Raw genomic sequence first — 17,211 nt, 5'->3', positions numbered from 1 at the left:
ATACACCATGAAGGCTTTCGGATTCCTCTCTTTCGGGCATTACGCCGATGTGCCTGGTTCAGCGACCCGCACGGCCGGCGACATGCTGAAGCAGACCATCGAGATCGCGGAGGGCGCTGACGAGATCGGCGTCAACGGCGCATCGGTCCGCGTGCACCACTGGGCCCGCCAGGCCGCCTCGCCCATGCCGCTGCTGTCGGCCATGGCCGCGCGCACGAAGCGCATCGAGGTGGGAACGGGCGTGATCGACATGCGCTACGAGAACCCGTTCCAGTTCGCCGAGGAGGCGGCCGCCCTCGACCTCATCGCCGACGGGCGCGTCGCGCTCGGCGTGAGCCGTGGGTCACCCGAGACCGCACTGCGCGGGTACGAGACCTTCGGTTTTCACGATGAAGAGGACCCCGAGCGCGGCAGCGTGATCGCACGCGAGAAGTTCGACCTCTTCCTACGGGCCATCGACGGTGAAGGCCTCGCCCCGGGAGATCCCCGCATGGTCGGCGCCGGACGCTACCTGGCGATCGAACCGCAGTCGCCGACGTTGCGCGACCACATCTGGTGGGGTTCGGGATCGCGCGCCACGGCCGAGGAGACCGGACGCAAGGGTCTCAACATGATGAGCTCGACGCTGCTCACCGAGGCGACCGGCGTGCCGTTCCACCAGCTGCAGCGCGAGCAGATCGATCTCTTCCGCGCCGCCTACAAGGAGGCCGGTCACACCGGCACTCCGCGCGTCTCGGTCAGCCGCAGCGTCTTCCCGCTGGTCTCCGACATGGATCGGGCCTACTTCGGTCTGCGCAGCGAGGAGAACGCCGACCAGATCGGTATCATCGACGGGTTCCGGTCGACCTTCGGCAAGACCTACGCGGCGGAGCCGGACGTGCTGATCCGGCAGCTCCTCGCCGACGAGGCGGTGATGTCGGCGGACACCCTGCTGCTGACCATCCCGAACCAGCTCGGGCCGGAGTACAACCTGCATGTTCTCGAGGCGTTCGCGACGCATGTCGCTCCCGCACTCGGGTGGAAGCCCAACACGGAGGGCCCGGTGCAGGGAGAGGCGATCTAGCGCGATCCGTTCGTGGTGTGGATCACCCTGAGCCGCTCGCACACGACCGGCATGGACGGGTCGAAGCCGCGCGGATCCTCCGAGTGCGCACGCCAGAACCGCTCATGCGTCTCGCGCCAGTACGCCAGAGTGCGGTCGCCCTCTCCTTCGGCGAAGGCGTGCGCCTCGGAGACGTCGCCGAAGGGGATGACGTCGACCGACACGGTCTCCACGAGAGCACGCGGTGCTCCGCGTCCGTCGAGAACGATGTTCAGCAGGCCGGGTTCGGGAACGGGGTCGTGCGCGTACTCGTAGTCCCAGAGGGAGGATGCCGTCGCGGTCTTCGTGCCGTCGAGCACGAGGGCCAGGAGATCGTCGGCCTGCGCCGGCGTCGCCCCGAACGCCCAGGCGTCGGGGGTGGCCTCGGGGAGCCCCGGCACAGCGGCGCGGCATTCGCGCCAGAACTCGTCGATGGCGAGAGGGTCGTTCATGCGGTCAGCCTATTCGTCGCTAGGGTGCAGGCTATGACGAACGAGCGCGGACCGGAGGAGGGGTGGGACTACTCTCCGCGTCCCGCCGACATGCGACTCTACGACGCGCGCACCTACACCGACCTCGGGACCCTCGACGTCGACGGTGAGACGTTCGCGATCCGCTGGAGTGACGACGGCGCGCATCACTACGACTGGATCTCCGGGCCCAACCCGGGGTACGGCTTCACGGTCGGCGGCGGTTCGTCGCCGCGCAGCCGCGAGCGGCACGTGGCAGAGATCCGCGACTTCCTGGCGGCCGTGGATCCGGCGACGGGATATCTCTGAGTCGGAGGGCATGCCCAAGGACTCGCGCGCAGCACCGTCTTCGCGGGCGGGGTCAGGCCGGTCCGAAGAGCTCCTCGCCGTGCTCGTGCAGCAGCCGGTAGGCGTCGGCGAACGTCTCGGGCTCGGGCTCACCGGGCGCGCCGTACTTCGCGATGAGCAGACCCAGCAGGCCGCGGGCGGGCGGAGTCAACGGCTTCAGCTCGGAGGGGTCGCCCGGTGTCGGCTCACGCGCCTCGGGATTCGGCGGCGTGTAGGCGGGCGTGGTGATCGGCCAATCGGCGGGGTGCCGCGGCTTGTCGAGGTTCACGACCTCGAAGAGCGTTTTCGCCGACTGATCCCTGTCGTTGAGAGGCTTCAGGCCGTGCAGGCGCGACAGGGTCGCGGTGACGGAACCGTGGTGCATCTCCTCATGCACGATGGTGCCGCGCTTCGTGTACGCCGACACCGCGATGGCCGGCACACGGCATCCGAGGCGGTCGAAGGTGAAGCCCATCTCGCCGGGCCCCGTGTCGGGCATCGGCGTCGTCGTGGCCGGAGGCGGCACGTGGTCGTAGCATCCGCCGTGCTCGTCGAACGTGATGAGCAGCAGGGTGTTGACCGCGTTCGACCCCTTCGGGGAGGCGCTCGTGCGCACCGCCTCGTAGATGTCGTGGATGAGTCGGTCGCCCGCGCGCACGTCTGAGATCGCGCTGTCGTAGACGGGCTCGCCGTCGGCCTCGCTCTCGCGCGGGGCTCCGAACGGCGGATGGAAGTCGTTGTGGTCGTAGACCATGCGCGGTTCGATGAACGCGTAGGCCGGAAGCGTGCCGTTCTTCGCGTCGTCGTAGAAGTCCTCCATCGTGCCGAAGTGCTCGGTGCGCCAGTACTTCTCGAGCACCGCCGCGTGCAGCATCCCGGTGAAGGACACGAGCTGCAGCTTGTCGATGTAGATCTTCCAGCTGACCTTCTCGTCTTCGAGGCGGTTGAAGACGGTCGGCGCCGCGGGCGCGTCGATCCATTTGCGGTATCCGCCGCCCGCCTGGTTGGTGACGAATCCGTGCGACGTCGAGGCGTGGAAGAAGGACCGGTTGCAGAACGTCTGCGACGGCACCCCCGCGAACCAGTGATCGAACACCGCGAACTCCGCCGCGAGCGTCGAGAGCACCGGGAGCATCTCGGGCGAGAAGGAGCCCATGATGTGCGCCGCCTCCTGCGGGGCGGGGTCGGCGCCCTTGCGAAGGCGACGGAAGTTGATGATGTAGTCCTCGAGGAACCCCGACATCGTGGCTTTCTCGCCGTGCGTCGGGGCGTTGAAGGGGGCCGTCATCTGGTCGACGAACAGGTCGGCGTTGCCCGGCGGGTCGACGGTGCCGAAGATCTGCGTGTTGACGTGCGGGTACTCCTCGCCGGGATCCGGGTCGGGCAGGCTCATGATCCGGTCGGTGTCGCCCGTGTACACATGCGCGTCGACCACCGTGCCGTCGCGGGCGGTGTTGCTGTGGGTGCCGAACGCGAGCCCCTCGAACCGCTCGCTCGCGGGCAGGTTCTCGGTCGAGTAGAGGTAGCCGAGCAGGTTGTCGAACGACCGGTTCTCGCCCATGACCACGACGAGGTGGTCGAAGCCCGGCTCGCTGCGGGGGGTGAGCGCGGCGAACGGATCGGGATCCGCGGCGAAACCACGCCGGTCTCCGGCGGCGACGCCGGCACCGATGGCCGCCCCGCCTGCCCCACCGATCACGGCACCGGCGAGGGCCGCGCCGCCCATCTTGAGGAACCCGCGCCGTGAGGGATCCTTCGTGCCCTGCGGCTCGTCTGCAGTCATGGAGCCGATCCTAGGCTCGGGCCGCGCCGCGCGCATCGTGTTGGCTACGGTGGGGGCATGACCTCTGCAGACGAGACCTCCATCGCGGCGCGCGTCCAGGCGGTCCACACCGACTTCACCCGACGCCAGACGCGGCTGTTCCTCACGTTCGCGCTGATCGAGGGGCCGGTGCTGCTGCTCCTGGCCGTCGCCATCTACGGCTTCGAGCTCATCGAACCGCAGATCGGCGTCTGGTTCCTCCTCGCCGTCGCCATGGTCGGCGGCTTCCTGCTGAGCGCCCTCCTGCTGCGGCTCGTGCAAGCGCGAGCACGCGCGGTCGCACAGGCACGAGGCGACAACCCGCTGTTCTGACCGCGCGCCCTTCGCGCCGACGCGCGGTGCGCGCTCCCCGGTACGCTGGAACCCATGCTCAACATGGCTGACGGCCTCGCCCGTCTCGGTGCGCTCGCCGAGAATCCGGTCGTCCGCACCCTCGCAGAGGCGTTCTCGGCTGCGGGCTACGATCTCGCCGTCGTCGGCGGCCCCGTGCGCGATGCACTGCTCGGTCGCCCCACGCACGATCTCGACTTCACCACGAACGCACGGCCCGACGACATCCTGCGCATCGTCACGCCGATCTCGACCGCCCAGTGGGACATCGGCCGTGCATTCGGCACCATCGGCGCGCGGGTGCAGGGCGAGCAGGTCGAGGTCACCACGTACCGCGCCGACAGCTACGACGGGGTCACGCGCAAGCCGACCGTCGAGTTCGGCGACACGATCGACGCCGACCTGCACCGCCGTGACTTCACCGTCAACGCCATGGCGCTGCTCGTGCCCGAGGTGAAGCTCGTCGACCCGACCGGGGGAGTGGAGGACCTCGTCGGCGGTGTCCTGCGCACGCCCGCCGATCCGCAGATCTCGTTCGGCGACGACCCGCTGCGCATGCTGCGGGCTGCGCGATTCAGCGCACAGCTCGGATTCCGGATCGACGACGGCACGGCCGAGGCCATCACGCAGCTGCGCACGACCCTCGGGATCGTGAGCCCCGAGCGCATCCAGTCGGAGCTCGTGCGGCTGATGCAGACGGACGACCCCGTGCGCGGCATCCGTGTGCTCGTCGACACCGGCCTGATCGAGGAGTTCCTGCCCGAGGTGAGCGCCCTGCGCCTCGAGGTCGACGAGCACCATCACCACAAGGACGTCTACGAGCACTCGCTGACGGTGCTCAGCCAGGCGATCGCGCTCGAACGGTCGCGCCACCCGGGCTCGGCCCCCGACGTGCCCCTGCGGATCGCCGCGCTGCTGCACGACATCGGCAAGCCGCGCACGCGCAAGCTCGAAGACGGCGGCGCGGTCACCTTCCACCACCACGACGTCGTCGGCTCGCGCATGGCCCGCAAGCGACTGCAGTCGCTGCGCTTCGACACCGCGACCACGACGAGCGTCGCCACGCTCATCGAGCTGCACCTCCGCTTCTTCGGATACGCCGAAGGCGCATGGACGGACGCCGCGGTGCGCCGCTATGTGCGCGACGCCGGAGACGAGCTCGAGCGCCTGCACATCCTGACCCGCGCCGACGTCACCACCCGCAACAAGCGCAAGGCCGGACGCCTCGCCTCGGCCTACGACGACATCGAGTCTCGTATCGCCGCGCTGCGCGAGCAGGAGGAGCTGGACTCCATCCGCCCCGAGCTCGACGGCAACCGCATCCAGAGCATCCTGGGGATCGGGCCGGGCCGCGAGGTCGGCGAGGCCTACCGGTTCCTGCTCGAGCTGCGACTCGACGAGGGCGTCATCGGTGCGGACGCCGCCGAGCAGCGCCTGCGCGAGTGGTGGGCCGCGCGGGCCTGAGCCCGGGCGCCCAGGCGAGACCCCTCACCCCTCCGACTCTTCGGTTTCGGCCACCTGGCCCAGTGCCTCCCGCACGAGGTGGGAGATGTCGATCGAGATGATCCGCTCGCTCATGATCAGCAGGCCTCAGGGTGCGGGGGACTCGGTCGGCTGCGGCTGCAGCTCGTCATCGGCGTCGGGGCTCGGCGTCGGGCTCTCCTGTGCGGATTCGATGCTCGGCGCCTTCTGGAAGGGAGGCTCGGGGCGCGTGATCGTCGACGTGTCCGGCTGGAACGTGTCGGTGTCGATGTCGGCCTCATCGAGCGGGTAGATGTTCCATACCGGCTTGCCGCGATAGTCCTCGACAGGGACGGTGGCGATGAGGCCGTCGTCGTGAAGACCGAACTGCGACTCGCCGCGGTCCTCGGTCGAGAACAGGTTCGCGCCACCGCTCGCTCCGTACAGATCGAGCGGTGTGCCTTTGCCGGTGAAGAGCTGCACCCGGTCGATCGGGTTTCCGTCTTCGTCGTAGGCGAAGATGTTGTTGATCTGCACGCCGTCGAGCATGAGGCCGCGGGGCGTGTAGCTCTCTCCGACGTATTCGACCTGCGGGGTGAACAGCGATGCCGCGACGGAGGGCAACAGGAGCAGGGCGACGATGCTCGCCAGGGTGCGGATGTGGCGCAGCCTGTTGGCCGGGAGCCACCGTCCTCGTCCCCACTGCACGCTGACGATGACGAGGCCCGCGAACAGGATCCAGGCCAACGGGGAGTCCGGCACGGCCCACCGGTCGAGGGGCCCGTAGGGGTACGGAGGAAGCAGGGCGATCGCCAGCGAGGCGGCCGCCCACAGGCCGAAGGCCCGCAGCACCCACCACACCGGGCGCAGGGCGATCAGCAGATCGAGCAGCCAGGCCCCGAAGGCGCTGCCACGGATGCTCGCGGCCGTCGCCGCGCGCCAGGTCGCGAATCGATCCCGCATCCGGAGTCGCTGCCCGTCCTCCGACCGCGGGGGAAGCCCCGCGGCCGACCGCAGCTCCTCGGCGTAGGCGGCGGGATCACCCAGTTCCAGGACTCCGTCGTTGTCGGCGGCCTGATCGGCGAGGTCGGCGGAGAGTCCGCTCATGATCTCATCGAGTTCGTCGGCGGGGAGGTCGTCGAGATGCGCGCGCACGGCCGAGGCGAACGCCCGGATCTGCTCGTCGATCGTGACGGCGGTGTCGTTCATCGGTTCTCTCCGATCGTGGGGTGCCCGGTGCCTGAGTCGGCGGTGAGGAGGGCGGACATCGCGCCGGCGAAGTCCAGCCAGGTGACGGTCTGGGTGTCGAGAGCCGCGCGGCCCTGGGGGTTGATCGCGTAGTACTTGCGATGGGGCCCGCCTTCGGAGGGGACGACGTAGCTCGCGACGCTCCCTGCGGCGTAGAGCCGACGCAGCGTGCCGTAGACGGATGCGTCGCCCACATCGCCGAGGCCGGCATCGCGCAGTCTGCGGACGATGTCATAGCCGTATCCGTCTTCGCTGCGCAGCACCGCGAGCACGGCGACGTCGAGCACTCCCTTGAGGAGCTGGGTGGTGTCCATCGGACCTCCTTCACTGCAGTGCACGCTACCACGCACTGCACAGTAGTGCGCGAGGCGCACCATATTCGCCTGTCGCCGTCGCCGGAATATCGCACCTTCCCCCCGCGCCATCCGGCTTCTACACTGAGGAAAAGCTCCGCCGACGACGATCGGAGATGCCATGGCGGCCCGGTGGGAGACGTCACGAGGGGGTCCACCCGAGACCTCGCGTCTGCTGGTGGAGCGTGCGCACGAGGAGCTCATCGCCGGCAACCTCGACGACCAGCGCCTGCAGCAGGTGCGACCGCTGGTGCGGGAGTCGTGGGTCCGTTCCTGGCAGGGCCGCGTGGGCCCCGAGGGCGTGCCGGGGATCGAACTCGAGACCGAGGAGCTCGAGGCGTATCGGCTCGCGCATCCGCTCGCCTCCGCGATGGACATGATCCGTGCCCTGCTCCTCCCCGGGCACGCGGAAGACACCGGAGTCGTCATCGCCGTCGGCGACCGGGCCGGCCGCCTGCTGTGGATCGAGGGCGACCGGGAGCTGCGAAAGCTCACCGAGGCCATGGGCTTCATCGCCGGAGCGAACTGGGCGGAGGATGCCGTCGGCACCACCGCCCCCGGCACGGCGCTGACGCTCGGGCAGTCGGTGCAGATCCGCGGCGCCGAGCACTACAACAGACTCGTGCGCCCATGGTCGTGCTCGGCGGCACCGGTGCGCGACCCCGAGACGCAGCGGGTGCTGGGCGTGATCGACATCACCGGTGGTGACGATGTGGTCTCACCGCAGGCGCGGATGCTCGTCGATGCCACCGCTCGGGCGGTCGAGTCCGAGCTCATGGTGGCCCGTCTGCGGGCGCGCGCCGACACCCCGCGGCCGACCACGATCGCCTCGCGGGCCAAGCCCACCCGCCGCGCCACCCTGCACGTGCTCGGCAGGGACAAGGCCCGCCTCGAGACCGAGACCGATCTCGAGGAATCCGTGATCGATCTCAGCGCCCGGCACGCCGAAATCCTGCTGATGCTCGCCGTGCACCGCCAGGGGCTGTCGGCCGAACGGCTGAGCGAGCTGGTCTACGGCCCGGGGGCGTCCGCCGACACCCTGCGCCCCGAGATGGTGCGACTGCGCAAGGTGCTCGAGAAGCATGCCCCCGGCCTGGTGCCGGAATCGCGGCCGTACCGGCTGCGGGTGGCGCTCGAGACCGATGCGCAGGACGTGCTGTCGCTGCTCGACCGTGGTGCGCACCGCGTCGCACTCACCGCGTACCGCGGGCCCGTGCTGCCGGAGTCGACCTCGCCGGGGGTCGAGGAGTTCCGCGAGACGGTCAGGGCGGCGCTGCGCGAGGTCATGCTGTCGGAGGCGAGCCTCGACGTGCTGCTCGCCTACGCCGACATCCCCGAAGGGCAGGCGGATGCCGCGGCACTGCGTCTCGCCCTCGAGATGCTCCCGGCCCGGTCGCCCCGACGAGGAGGACTCGTGTCGCGCATCGAGCGCCTCGAGAACGCCTGAATCCCCGCAACCCGGTGCAACGTTGCGCACCGGGGTGCAACGTCCGCCGACATACCTTCGACACATCAGCCGCAGCACCGACGCGCGGCCCGTCGAAGGAGTCACCGATGACCATCGTCGAAGAAGACGTCACCGCATCCCCGGCATCCACCGCGTATGCCGCCCCCGGCCAGCCCGGCGCCGTCGCCAGCTACCGTCCGCGCTACGGGCACTACATCGGCGGCGAGTTCGTCGACCCGGTCAAGGGACAGTTCTTCGAGAACGTGAGCCCGGTGAACGGCAAGACCTTCACGGAGGTGGGCCGAGGAACCGTCGAAGACATCGACCGCGCCGTGGACGTCGCCTGGAAGGCGTTCGCGAGCTGGGGCAAGACGAGCCCCGCCGAGCGCTCGGTGACCCTCAACCGGATCGCCGACCGCATCGAGCAGCACCTCGAGGAGATCGCGGTCGCCGAGACGTGGGAGAACGGCAAGCCGGTGCGGGAGACGCTGGCCGCCGACATCCCGCTCGCCGTCGACCACTTCCGCTACTTCGCCGGCGTCCTCCGTGCCCAGGAGGGCGGCATCAGCCAGCTCGACGAGAACACCGTGGCCTATCACTTCCATGAGCCGCTCGGCGTCGTGGGCCAGATCATCCCCTGGAACTTCCCCATCCTCATGGCCGTCTGGAAGCTCGCGCCGGCGCTCGCCGCAGGCAACTGCGTGGTCATCAAGCCGGCCGAGCAGACGCCGGCATCCCTGCTCTTCCTGTTCGACATCATCGGCGACCTGCTTCCGGCCGGCGTCGTGAACATCGTCAACGGCTTCGGGATCGAGGCGGGCGCGCCGCTCGCGCAGCACAAGCGCATCCGCAAGGTGGCCTTCACCGGAGAGACCACGACCGGGCGCCTCATCATGCAGTACGCCTCGCAGAACCTCATTCCGGTGACGCTGGAGCTCGGAGGCAAGAGCCCGAACGTCTTCTTCGAGGACGTCGCGCGCGACACCGCCGACCCGTTCTACGACAAGGCGCTCGAGGGCTTCACGATGTTCGCGCTGAACCAGGGCGAGGTGTGCACGTGTCCGTCCCGCGCTCTCATCCAGCGCTCGATCTACGACGGTTTCCTCGCCGACGGCCTCGAGCGGGTGAAGAAGGTCGTGCAGGGGAACCCGCTGGACCCTGCCACGATGATCGGAGCACAGGCCTCCAACGATCAGCTCGAGAAGATCCTCAGCTACATCGACATCGGGACCAAGGGCGGCGCGAAGCTGCTGATCGGCGGTGACCGCGTCGATCTCGGCGGCGACCTCAGCGAGGGATTCTATGTCGCACCGACCGTCTTCGAGGGCACGAATGACATGCGCATCTTCCAGGAGGAGATCTTCGGGCCCGTGCTCTCGGTCACCTCTTTCGAGGACTTCGACGACGGGATCTCGATCGCGAACGACACCCTCTACGGGCTGGGCGCCGGCGTGTGGAGCCGCAGCGGCGACACCGCATACCGCGCGGGGCGTGCGATCGAGGCCGGACGTGTCTGGACGAACACCTACCACCAGTACCCCGCGCACGCCGCCTTCGGCGGATACAAGCAGTCGGGCGTGGGGCGCGAGAACCACAAGATGATGCTCGACCACTACCAGCAGACCAAGAACCTCCTGGTCTCGTACGCAGAAGGCCCGATGGGCTTCTTCTGAGTCGGCGGCCGCCCTTCGTCTCGTCGCTGCGCTCCTCGCTCAGGGGGCGGGGCGGGGCGGGGCGGGGCGGAGCGAGACGGCCGCCTCCTGAGCGAGCGGAGCGAGACGAAGGACGGGACAGGACCATGGTGAAGACAGGCAGCTACCCGCGTGTGGACGTGACGGATGCCGCGGCATCGCTCGTCCGCGACCTGACGGTGCAGCACGGCCCCCTGATGTTCCACCAGTCGGGCGGATGCTGCGACGGCTCGTCGCCCATGTGCTTCCCGGTGGGGATGTTCCTCACCGGGCCGAGTGATGTGCTCCTCGGCGCGCTCGACGTGGGACTCGACGCACCGGTGGAGGTCTTCATGTCGGAGTCCCAGTTCGAGTACTGGAAGTACACGCATCTCACGATCGACGTCGTTCCGGGGCGAGGAGCCGGATTCAGCGTCGAGGGGCCGACGGGGATGCGGTTCCTGATCCGTTCGCGAATGTTGAATGACGCAGAGCTCGAGTACTTCGGGCTCACGTCGTCATCGACCTGACGGCCCCGGGATCGACGCCGTGAGCGCATGGCGGGGCCGTGTCGTGGAGAGTGCGCAAAGGCGGAGGGAGGATGATGTGCCCCGTGGACACATTCTCGGTCGCGAAGCTCGTCGCGGGGCGCCCCCTGGGGGAGCAGCTCTTTCACGTGCTGGCCGGGGCGATCGTCTCGGGCGAACTCGCCGAGGGGGAGCGGATCAACGACGAGAGCATCGCCCGGCACTTCCAGGTCTCGCGGATGCCGGTGCGCGAGGCCTTGCAGCGGCTGGACAGGCTGGGCCTCGTGCAGATCATGCCGAGCAGGCGCACCGTCGTCACCGTCGTCACCGAGCAGTCGATCAGAGAGGCTCTCTCCTACGCGGGCTACGAGGCCGGTGTCGCCGTACACGCCGGACTTCCGCGATGCAGTCCTGACGAGCGGATCGAGGCCGAGGCGCTGGTGCGCGCCGTGGTGGATGCGCTGGACGAGCCCGCTCGGGCCTCGAGGGCACGGCGAGACCTGTACGCCTACTTCTCGGAGCGTGCGGGCAACGAGCTCCGGCACGCCCACATGATCGACATGGAGTACGTCTTCGAACGCACCCTGCGTGATCTGGTGCCGTCCGTCGAGAACCTCGGCGAGGTCACGCGCGCATACGCGGACCTCGGTCGCGCGATCCTCGACGGCGACCACATCGAGGCCGAGCGACTGGCGCGCGCACTGCACGGGATCGGCAGCATCGGCATCGGCCGCGCCGCGGACTGACGGTCAGCGCGGCAGGCGGGGGACCGCCGCCACCAGCGCCCGGGTGTACGGGTCGCTCGGGGCATGCAGGACGGCGGATGTCGCGCCCTGCTCGACCACCCGACCGTGCTGCAGCACGACCGTGCGATCGCAGGCCGAGGCGATCGCGCTGAGGTCGTGCGAGACCATCACGAGCGACAGGCCGTTCTCGCGGCGCAGCCGGTCGAGCAGCTCCAGCACCTGCACCCGCGTCGTCACATCGAGGGCGCTGACGGGCTCGTCTGCGAGCAGCACCCGAGGACGCGAGACCACGGCCCTGGCGATCGCGATGCGCTGACGCTGACCGCCCGAGAACTCGTGCGGATAGCGGCGGGCGGTGTCGGCGGGCAGACCGACCGACTCGAGGGCCTCCGCGATGCGGTGCTGCGCGTCGGCTCCCGACGCGAGCCCCAGCGAGCGCAGGGGCTCGCCGATGATGCGGTCGATGCGCTGCCGGGGGTCGAGCGACGAGTACGGATCCTGGAACACCGGCTGCACGGCCGCGCGGAAGCGGCGCATCTGCGTGCGGTCGCGCAGCGACAGGGGAGCACCGTCGAACAGCATCTGTCCGTCGCGGGGCGCCGACAGCCCGAGCAGCAGCCGGAGGACCGTCGATTTGCCCGCACCGGACTCGCCCACGAGACCGAGCGAGTCCCCTTCGTCGAGGTGCAGCGAGACGTCGTCGAGCACGCGTCGGGAACCGTAGGCGAAGCCGGCGCCCCGCAGTTCGAGAAGGCTCATGCCCCGGCCTCCCTCTCGTCGAGCTTCTGGTCGAGCTTCTGGTCGAGGAACGCGTCGAGCGCGCGGGCGCTGTCGACCAGCATCCGCGTGTACGGCTCGGACGGCTCCTGCAGCACCTGCGAGACCGTGCCCGTCTCGACGACGAGACCGTCGCGCAGCACGACGATGCGGTCGACCATCCGCGACACGACGGCGAGGTCATGGCTTATGAACAGCAGTGCCATCCCGCGCTCGGCGACGAGGCGCTCGAGCAGACCCAGCACGGCATCCTGCACCGTCACGTCGAGCGCGGTGGTCGGCTCGTCCGCGATGAGCAGCTGAGGCCGGGCGGCGAGGGCGATCGCGATCGCGACCCGCTGACGTTGACCGCCCGAGAGCTCGTGCGGGTAGGCGCGGGCGATACGGGGGTCGGGCAGTGCGACCTCGTCGAGCGCGGCGGCGACGGCGCTCTTCAGCTCCGCTCCGCGCAGGCCGAGGTGGCGCCGCAGGGGCTCGGCGATCTGCCGTTCCACGCGCATCAGCGGGTCGAGGGCGGTGAGCGGCTCCTGGAACACGATCTGCACGACCGGCCCGCGCAGACCGCGCAGCTCGGCATCCGCGGCGCCGACGACCTGGTGCCCGTCGAGCAGGACCGACCCCGACGACCTCAGCGCATCGGGCAGCAGACCGGTGACGGCGAGCGAGGTGAGCGACTTGCCCGATCCGGACTCCCCGATCAGCCCCAGCCTCTCGCCCGGTGCGAGCGAGAACGAGACATCGCGCACCGGGGCGGCCGAGCCCGACCTCACAGTGAGGGAGGAGACGTCGAGAATGCTCATCGGCTCCTCCGGCGGGTCGGATCGGCGAGGTCGCGCAGACCGTCGGCGAGGAAGTTCACGCCGAGCACGAGCGCGATGATCGCGATGCCGGGGGCGATGGCTCCGACCGGCGCGGTGAGGACGGTGCCCTGGGCCTCCTGCAGCATCCGCCCCCACGAGGCGTTGGGGGGAGGGGCGCCGAGCCCGAGGTACGACAAACTCGCCTCCGCGAGCACAGCCGCGCCGAACTGCAGGGCGAGGCTGACCGCGAGGGTCGGGGCGATGTTGGGGAGGACGTGCTGAAACACGACCCCGAGCACGCCGGTGCCACTGGTGCGAGCGGCGGTGACGTACTGCTCCTGCAGCACCCGCCGAGCGAGGATGCGGGTGAGGCGCGCCACCACGGCGGACATCGCCAGGCCGATCGCCAGCACCGCCGACCACAGCGAGGCGCCCTGGATCGCGACGACCAGCATCGCCAGCAGCAGCACGGGGAACGCGATCACCACATCGAGCCCGGCCGAGAGGGTGTCATCGACCCACGGGCGGGAGAACGCGGCGAGAAGACCGATGATCGTGCCGAGCACGGCGGCGATCGCGACCGCACACGTGCCGACGATGAGCGCGATCCGGGCGCCCCACATGAGCTGCGACAGCAGGTCGCGACCCAGCCGGTCGGTGCCGAGCAGGTGCAGACCGCTGGGCCCCTCGAGGCGGCCGCCGCTGGTGTCGGCGAGAGGGTAGGGCAACCAGAACAGCGACACCAGGGCGACGAGCACGATCGCACCGGTGAGCACGAGGCCCAGGATCAGAGTCGCCTTCGGTCGCCTCCGCACGGCGACGGAGTCGGTGACGAGCTGGTCGACGACGCCGCTCATCGGTTGCCCGAGACGCTCGTGCGCAGACGCGGATCGATGAGGCGCTGCACGATGTCGGCCGCGAAGCCGACCAGCAGCACGAACAGGGTGCTCACGACGAGCACGCCCTGGATGACCTGGAAGTCGTGCTGCTGGATGGCCGACAGCAGCAGACTCCCCAGACCGGGAAGGGTGAACACGCTCTCGACGACCACCGCTCCGAGCAGTGTCGTCGACAGCTCGATGCCGAGGATCGCGACGACGGGCACCGCGCCGTTGCGCACGCCGTGACGCAGCAGCGCCTCGGACATGGCCGACCCGCCGGCGCGGGCGGTGCGGAGGTAGTCGCTGCCGAGCACGTCGAGCGTCGCCGAGCGGACGTAGCGGCTGAGCGACGCGCTCATCACGATCACGATGGTGATCACGGGAAGGGCGAGCGACCGCAGCGCGTCGGCGGGATCCTCCCAGTCGTCGCGGGGGAACCCTCCCGAGGGCAGCACCCCGAGACCGAGTGCGAAGACCCAGACCAGGACGACGCCGACCCAGAACACGGGCACGGCGACTCCCAGCTGCGCGAACCCCGAGAGCGCCACGCCGTACCAGCGGTCCGACTTCACAGCCGCGACGATGCCGATCACCAGCGACACGAGCAGGGCGAGGCCGAACGCGATGAGCGTCAGCGGGACGGTCACGGCGAGACGTGCCGCGATGTCGGGCCCGACGGGCCGAGAGCTGAGGAAGGACTCACCGAGGTCGAAACGCAGCAGCTGGCCCGCCCAGGTCGCGAACTGCTGCAGCAGGGGCTGATCCGAGCCGACCTGCGCCCGTGCGGCGGCGATCTGCTCGGGGGTCGCATCGACGGAGAGCAGGGCGTTCGCCGGATCGCCGGGCAGCAGCCGCAGCAGCACGAAGATGGCGATCATCGCGACGATCAGCGACACCACCAGGAAGGCGAGGCGACGGAGCAGGTAGGTGAGCATGGCTTCTCAGGACGACGGTGGGGAGGGGATGCCGACCCGCGGCATCCCCTCCGACATCAGGACTTGACGATGTCGTAGGCGAAGAACTGCGAGTTCAGGCCGTTGACCGGGTATCCGCTGAGGTCGCTCGAGGCGACCACGATCTGCGGGTAGAGGTACAACCATACGCTCGCCGCATCCTCGGCGATCTTCTCGTTGACCTGCTTCAGCAGCGCCGTCTGCTCGTCGGTCGTGGCGGCCTGCTCGGCCGCCGAGACCCACTGCTGCACCTCGGCGTCGTCGTAGCCCCAGTAGAAGTCGGGGTTGCCGTACCAGACCACATCGCGGTCGTTCACGTGCTCCTGCAGAGTGGCCTCGAAGTCCTGCTCTTTGAACACCTTGGTGTACCACTCGTCGGCGCTGATCGTGTTGATCTCGACCGTGATGCCGACCTCGGCGAGCTGCGACTGCAGGAACTCCGCGACGGCGGGGTGCGGGTCGTAGCTCGGGGTGTCGAGCGTGAACGTGAAGCCGTCGGCGTAGCCGGCCTGTGCGAGCAGATCCTTCGAGAGGTCGACGTCGTACGGGTTCACCGCCGTGAGGTCCTCGTACCAGGGGTCGGTCGGCGGGACCATCGATCCGATCAGCGTGCCGTAGTCGCCCCAGATCGACCCGAGGAGCTTCTTCGTGTCGATGGCGGAGTAGATCGCCTTGCGCACGAGGGCGTTGTCGAAGGGGGCGACGCGGTCGTTGAACGCGAGCAGCTCCTTCGTGGTCGACGTGCCCTCGCTGATCACGTAGTCGTCATTGTCGAACTGGGCGAGCGAGTCGGGGCTCTGCACGCTCGTGATCACGTCGATCTCGCCGGTGAGCAGGGCGTTGTTCTCGGCGGTGGCGTCGGTGAAGTAGGTGTAGACCACCTCTCCGTTCGTGGCCGGCTCGCCCCAGTAGTCGTCCCAGCGCGCGAGCGTGAGGGTCGAACCCTTCTTCCACTCGTCGAGCGTGTAGGGACCCGTGCCGTCCTCCGTGCCGGTGATGTCGCCGGCCTCGTCGTTGACGATCCAGACGTAGCTGAGGTTGTAGAGGAACGAGATCGACCGCTGCGACAGCGTGACGACGACCGTCCGGTCGTCGGGCGTCGCGATGTCGGCGATGGTCGTGAAGCTCGACTTGCGGGCCGAGACCGAGTCCTCGGCGGTGACCGCCTCGATGCTCGACTTCACGTCGGCGGAGGTCAGCGGATCACCGGAGTGGAAGCTCACGTCGTCACGCAGCGTGATCGTGTAGGTGAGGCCGTCGTCGGACACCTGGGCGTCTTCGGCGAGCAGAGGCTCGACTTCGCCGTCGTCGGTCAGACGGTAGAGGCCCTCGTAGACGTTGCCGGTCAGCGCCTCGGTCACACCCTGGCCGCCGCCCTGGGTGTTGCTGAGGTTGGTGGGCTCGTACAGCGACCCGATGAAGATGGAGGCGTCTTCGCTCGCGGTATCGTCGGCGGCCCCCGACGCGCAGCCGGCCACGAGGGCGAGCGTGGCGACGGCGCCGAGCGCGCCGAGGATGCGGGTTCTTCTCATGGGTGCTCCAGGGTGAGAGTGTGCGGCGTCACGCCGTGTAGATGTCGAAGCCGTCGCGGAAGACGACGTTCTTCTCTCCTGCGCGGATCGGCAGGGGGAAGCGGTTGGATGCCGGCGGCAGCGGGCAGTTGTACTGGGCGCTGAATCCGCACGGAGGCACGAAGGCCCGGTTGAAGTCGAGTACGACGGTGCCCTCGTCGTCGCGCAGCTGCACGAACAGGAAGCGCCCGGAGCCGTATGTCTCGGATCCGTTGGTCTCGTCGCCGAAGACCAGCAGCAGCGTGCCGCCGTCGTCGAAGGCGGCGAGGTCGTAACGGTGACCGTCGAGCTCGACGCGGATGTCGCCCGGCACGACGAGATCGCGGGTGCCTCCGTTGTCGCGGATGTGCTCGAATGACACCCGACGCTCACCCGAGACGGGCGTGAAATGGCCCTCGAGCACCCAGGCGGGGTCGTACTCGTAGGTGTCGATGCGGTCGAAGGCGCGGATCGCGGGTGCGTCGGCATCCCAGAGGCGCAACCCGTGCTCGGCGGCACCGGTCTCGATGTTGGTGCGCTCGATCGGGGTCACGGTGACGGTCTCGCGCACCGACCGGCGCTCGGCCTCGAGGTCGGGCAGCTCGCCGGTCCACCGGGTCTCGATCAGAGCGAGGTTGCCGGTCGCCGAGGTGACGGAGGCACGGCGGTCGGCCTGCCACTGGGTGTGTTCTTCGAGTTCGGACATCACCTTCCATTCTCTTGCATGCAGAAGGACCCAGGGCCGCGGCCGTCACCCGGGGTAATGAC

At 69.2% G+C, this 17,211-nt stretch carries 18 protein-coding genes; 8 read left to right on the top strand and 10 right to left on the bottom strand.

Translation table 11 applies throughout. The annotated features are described in order from the left end of the window. The first annotated feature begins 7 nt into the window (after positions 1–7). On the top strand, positions 8–1,063 hold the full coding sequence (locus DXT68_RS16760) for an LLM class flavin-dependent oxidoreductase (RefSeq protein ID WP_045253994.1): 1,056 nt from the start codon (positions 8–10) through the stop codon (positions 1,061–1,063). On the opposite strand, the gene DXT68_RS16755 is transcribed toward DXT68_RS16760, so the two are convergent. Then, positions 1,060–1,533, bottom strand: a complete 474-nt coding sequence (locus DXT68_RS16755) for an ASCH domain-containing protein (RefSeq protein ID WP_045253993.1) — start codon at positions 1,531–1,533, stop codon at positions 1,060–1,062. The two genes, DXT68_RS16760 and DXT68_RS16755, sit on opposite strands and share 4 nt — an antisense overlap. 33 nt (positions 1,534–1,566) lie before the next feature. Here DXT68_RS16755 and DXT68_RS16750 point away from each other — a divergent pair, with 33 nt between their 5' ends. Continuing rightward, a complete protein-coding gene (locus DXT68_RS16750; RefSeq protein ID WP_115760529.1) occupies positions 1,567–1,860 on the top strand; it encodes a hypothetical protein in 294 nt (97 codons plus the stop codon). Between the two features lie 52 nt (positions 1,861–1,912). On the opposite strand, the gene DXT68_RS16745 is transcribed toward DXT68_RS16750, so the two are convergent. Continuing rightward, positions 1,913–3,661, bottom strand: coding sequence for an alkaline phosphatase family protein (locus DXT68_RS16745; RefSeq protein ID WP_045253992.1), 1,749 nt, complete (start codon positions 3,659–3,661; stop codon positions 1,913–1,915). A 57-nt stretch (positions 3,662–3,718) separates the two neighbouring features. Here DXT68_RS16745 and DXT68_RS16740 point away from each other — a divergent pair, with 57 nt between their 5' ends. Together DXT68_RS16740 and DXT68_RS16735 are read left to right on the top strand one after the other, a co-directional pair. Then, entirely contained in the window at positions 3,719–4,012 is a 294-nt protein-coding gene (locus DXT68_RS16740; RefSeq protein WP_045253991.1) for a hypothetical protein, read from the top strand. Positions 4,013–4,066: 54 nt separating this feature from the next. Next, a complete protein-coding gene (locus DXT68_RS16735; RefSeq protein ID WP_045253990.1) occupies positions 4,067–5,494 on the top strand; it encodes a CCA tRNA nucleotidyltransferase in 1,428 nt (475 codons plus the stop codon). A gap of 126 nt (positions 5,495–5,620) precedes the next feature. Here the strand turns inward: DXT68_RS16735 and DXT68_RS16730 are convergent, their stop codons facing one another. Beyond that, on the bottom strand, positions 5,621–6,700 hold the full coding sequence (locus DXT68_RS16730; RefSeq protein ID WP_045253989.1) for a DUF1700 domain-containing protein: 1,080 nt from the start codon (positions 6,698–6,700) through the stop codon (positions 5,621–5,623). Next, entirely contained in the window at positions 6,697–7,053 is a 357-nt protein-coding gene (locus tag DXT68_RS16725; RefSeq protein WP_045253988.1) for a PadR family transcriptional regulator, read from the bottom strand. The genes DXT68_RS16730 and DXT68_RS16725 overlap by 4 nt, the downstream gene beginning before the upstream one ends. A gap of 160 nt (positions 7,054–7,213) precedes the next feature. On the opposite strand from DXT68_RS16725, the gene DXT68_RS16720 reads away from it, so the two are divergent. From DXT68_RS16720 to DXT68_RS16705, 4 genes are all read left to right on the top strand, one after another. Next, the gene (locus DXT68_RS16720) at positions 7,214–8,539 is read left to right on the top strand and encodes a helix-turn-helix domain-containing protein (RefSeq protein WP_045253987.1); all 1,326 of its coding nucleotides are present in this window, start codon (positions 7,214–7,216) and stop codon (positions 8,537–8,539) included. 107 nt (positions 8,540–8,646) lie between these two features. After that, the gene (gene exaC / locus DXT68_RS16715; RefSeq protein ID WP_045253986.1) at positions 8,647–10,212 is read left to right on the top strand and encodes an acetaldehyde dehydrogenase ExaC; all 1,566 of its coding nucleotides are present in this window, start codon (positions 8,647–8,649) and stop codon (positions 10,210–10,212) included. A 125-nt stretch (positions 10,213–10,337) separates the two neighbouring features. After that, positions 10,338–10,739 carry a DUF779 domain-containing protein gene (locus DXT68_RS16710; RefSeq protein WP_045253985.1) on the top strand — a complete coding sequence of 134 codons (402 nt, stop codon included), beginning with the start codon at positions 10,338–10,340 and terminating at the stop codon, positions 10,737–10,739. Positions 10,740–10,822: 83 nt separating this feature from the next. After that, positions 10,823–11,482, top strand: coding sequence for a GntR family transcriptional regulator (locus DXT68_RS16705; RefSeq protein WP_052677703.1), 660 nt, complete (start codon positions 10,823–10,825; stop codon positions 11,480–11,482). Between the two features lie 3 nt (positions 11,483–11,485). Here the strand turns inward: DXT68_RS16705 and DXT68_RS16700 are convergent, their stop codons facing one another. From DXT68_RS16700 to DXT68_RS16675, 6 genes are read right to left on the bottom strand one after another with little or no spacing between them, the layout of a single operon-like run. Further along, positions 11,486–12,241, bottom strand: a complete 756-nt coding sequence (locus DXT68_RS16700; protein ID WP_045253984.1) for an ABC transporter ATP-binding protein — start codon at positions 12,239–12,241, stop codon at positions 11,486–11,488. Beyond that, positions 12,238–13,059: an ATP-binding cassette domain-containing protein gene (locus DXT68_RS16695; protein WP_045253983.1), complete on the bottom strand. Its 822-nt coding sequence runs from the start codon at positions 13,057–13,059 to the stop codon at positions 12,238–12,240. Before DXT68_RS16695 ends, DXT68_RS16700 begins: the two co-directional genes overlap by 4 nt. Then, positions 13,056–13,916 carry an ABC transporter permease gene (locus DXT68_RS16690; RefSeq protein ID WP_045253982.1) on the bottom strand — a complete coding sequence of 287 codons (861 nt, stop codon included), beginning with the start codon at positions 13,914–13,916 and terminating at the stop codon, positions 13,056–13,058. Before DXT68_RS16690 ends, DXT68_RS16695 begins: the two co-directional genes overlap by 4 nt. Next, positions 13,913–14,875 carry an ABC transporter permease gene (locus DXT68_RS16685; protein ID WP_045253981.1) on the bottom strand — a complete coding sequence of 321 codons (963 nt, stop codon included), beginning with the start codon at positions 14,873–14,875 and terminating at the stop codon, positions 13,913–13,915. Before DXT68_RS16685 ends, DXT68_RS16690 begins: the two co-directional genes overlap by 4 nt. Positions 14,876–14,931: 56 nt before the next feature. Further along, on the bottom strand, positions 14,932–16,425 hold the full coding sequence (locus tag DXT68_RS16680) for an ABC transporter substrate-binding protein (RefSeq protein WP_045253980.1): 1,494 nt from the start codon (positions 16,423–16,425) through the stop codon (positions 14,932–14,934). 28 nt (positions 16,426–16,453) lie between these two features. Further along, positions 16,454–17,149, bottom strand: a complete 696-nt coding sequence (locus DXT68_RS16675) for a DUF1684 domain-containing protein (RefSeq protein WP_045253979.1) — start codon at positions 17,147–17,149, stop codon at positions 16,454–16,456. Between the last annotated feature and the right edge of the window lie 62 nt (positions 17,150–17,211).

It is taken from the genome of Microbacterium foliorum, from assembly GCF_003367705.1.
GTDB classification, from domain to species: Bacteria; Actinomycetota; Actinomycetes; order Actinomycetales; family Microbacteriaceae; genus Microbacterium; species Microbacterium foliorum.
Note: the sequence above shows the minus strand (reverse complement) of the source record. Positions and strands in the feature narration are given on the sequence as shown.

Excerpts from the sequence above, each read along its gene's own strand:
- DXT68_RS16680 (WP_045253980.1), bottom strand. The coding sequence starts at position 16,425 with ATGAGAAGAACCCGCATCCTCGGCGCGCTCGGCGCCGTCGCCACGCTC.
- DXT68_RS16710 (WP_045253985.1), top strand. The coding sequence starts at position 10,338 with ATGGTGAAGACAGGCAGCTACCCGCGTGTGGACGTGACGGATGCCGCG.
- DXT68_RS16700 (WP_045253984.1), bottom strand. The coding sequence starts at position 12,241 with ATGAGCCTTCTCGAACTGCGGGGCGCCGGCTTCGCCTACGGTTCCCGA.
- DXT68_RS16725 (WP_045253988.1), bottom strand. The coding sequence starts at position 7,053 with ATGGACACCACCCAGCTCCTCAAGGGAGTGCTCGACGTCGCCGTGCTC.
- DXT68_RS16730 (WP_045253989.1), bottom strand. The coding sequence starts at position 6,700 with ATGAACGACACCGCCGTCACGATCGACGAGCAGATCCGGGCGTTCGCC.
- DXT68_RS16740 (WP_045253991.1), top strand. The coding sequence starts at position 3,719 with ATGACCTCTGCAGACGAGACCTCCATCGCGGCGCGCGTCCAGGCGGTC.
- DXT68_RS16745 (WP_045253992.1), bottom strand. The coding sequence starts at position 3,661 with ATGACTGCAGACGAGCCGCAGGGCACGAAGGATCCCTCACGGCGCGGG.
- DXT68_RS16685 (WP_045253981.1), bottom strand. The coding sequence starts at position 14,875 with ATGCTCACCTACCTGCTCCGTCGCCTCGCCTTCCTGGTGGTGTCGCTG.
- DXT68_RS16720 (WP_045253987.1), top strand. The coding sequence starts at position 7,214 with ATGGCGGCCCGGTGGGAGACGTCACGAGGGGGTCCACCCGAGACCTCG.
- DXT68_RS16735 (WP_045253990.1), top strand. The coding sequence starts at position 4,067 with ATGCTCAACATGGCTGACGGCCTCGCCCGTCTCGGTGCGCTCGCCGAG.
- DXT68_RS16750 (WP_115760529.1), top strand. The coding sequence starts at position 1,567 with ATGACGAACGAGCGCGGACCGGAGGAGGGGTGGGACTACTCTCCGCGT.
- DXT68_RS16695 (WP_045253983.1), bottom strand. The coding sequence starts at position 13,059 with ATGAGCATTCTCGACGTCTCCTCCCTCACTGTGAGGTCGGGCTCGGCC.
- DXT68_RS16690 (WP_045253982.1), bottom strand. The coding sequence starts at position 13,916 with ATGAGCGGCGTCGTCGACCAGCTCGTCACCGACTCCGTCGCCGTGCGG.
- DXT68_RS16675 (WP_045253979.1), bottom strand. The coding sequence starts at position 17,149 with ATGTCCGAACTCGAAGAACACACCCAGTGGCAGGCCGACCGCCGTGCC.
- DXT68_RS16755 (WP_045253993.1), bottom strand. The coding sequence starts at position 1,533 with ATGAACGACCCTCTCGCCATCGACGAGTTCTGGCGCGAATGCCGCGCC.
- exaC (WP_045253986.1), top strand. The coding sequence starts at position 8,647 with ATGACCATCGTCGAAGAAGACGTCACCGCATCCCCGGCATCCACCGCG.
- DXT68_RS16760 (WP_045253994.1), top strand. The coding sequence starts at position 8 with ATGAAGGCTTTCGGATTCCTCTCTTTCGGGCATTACGCCGATGTGCCT.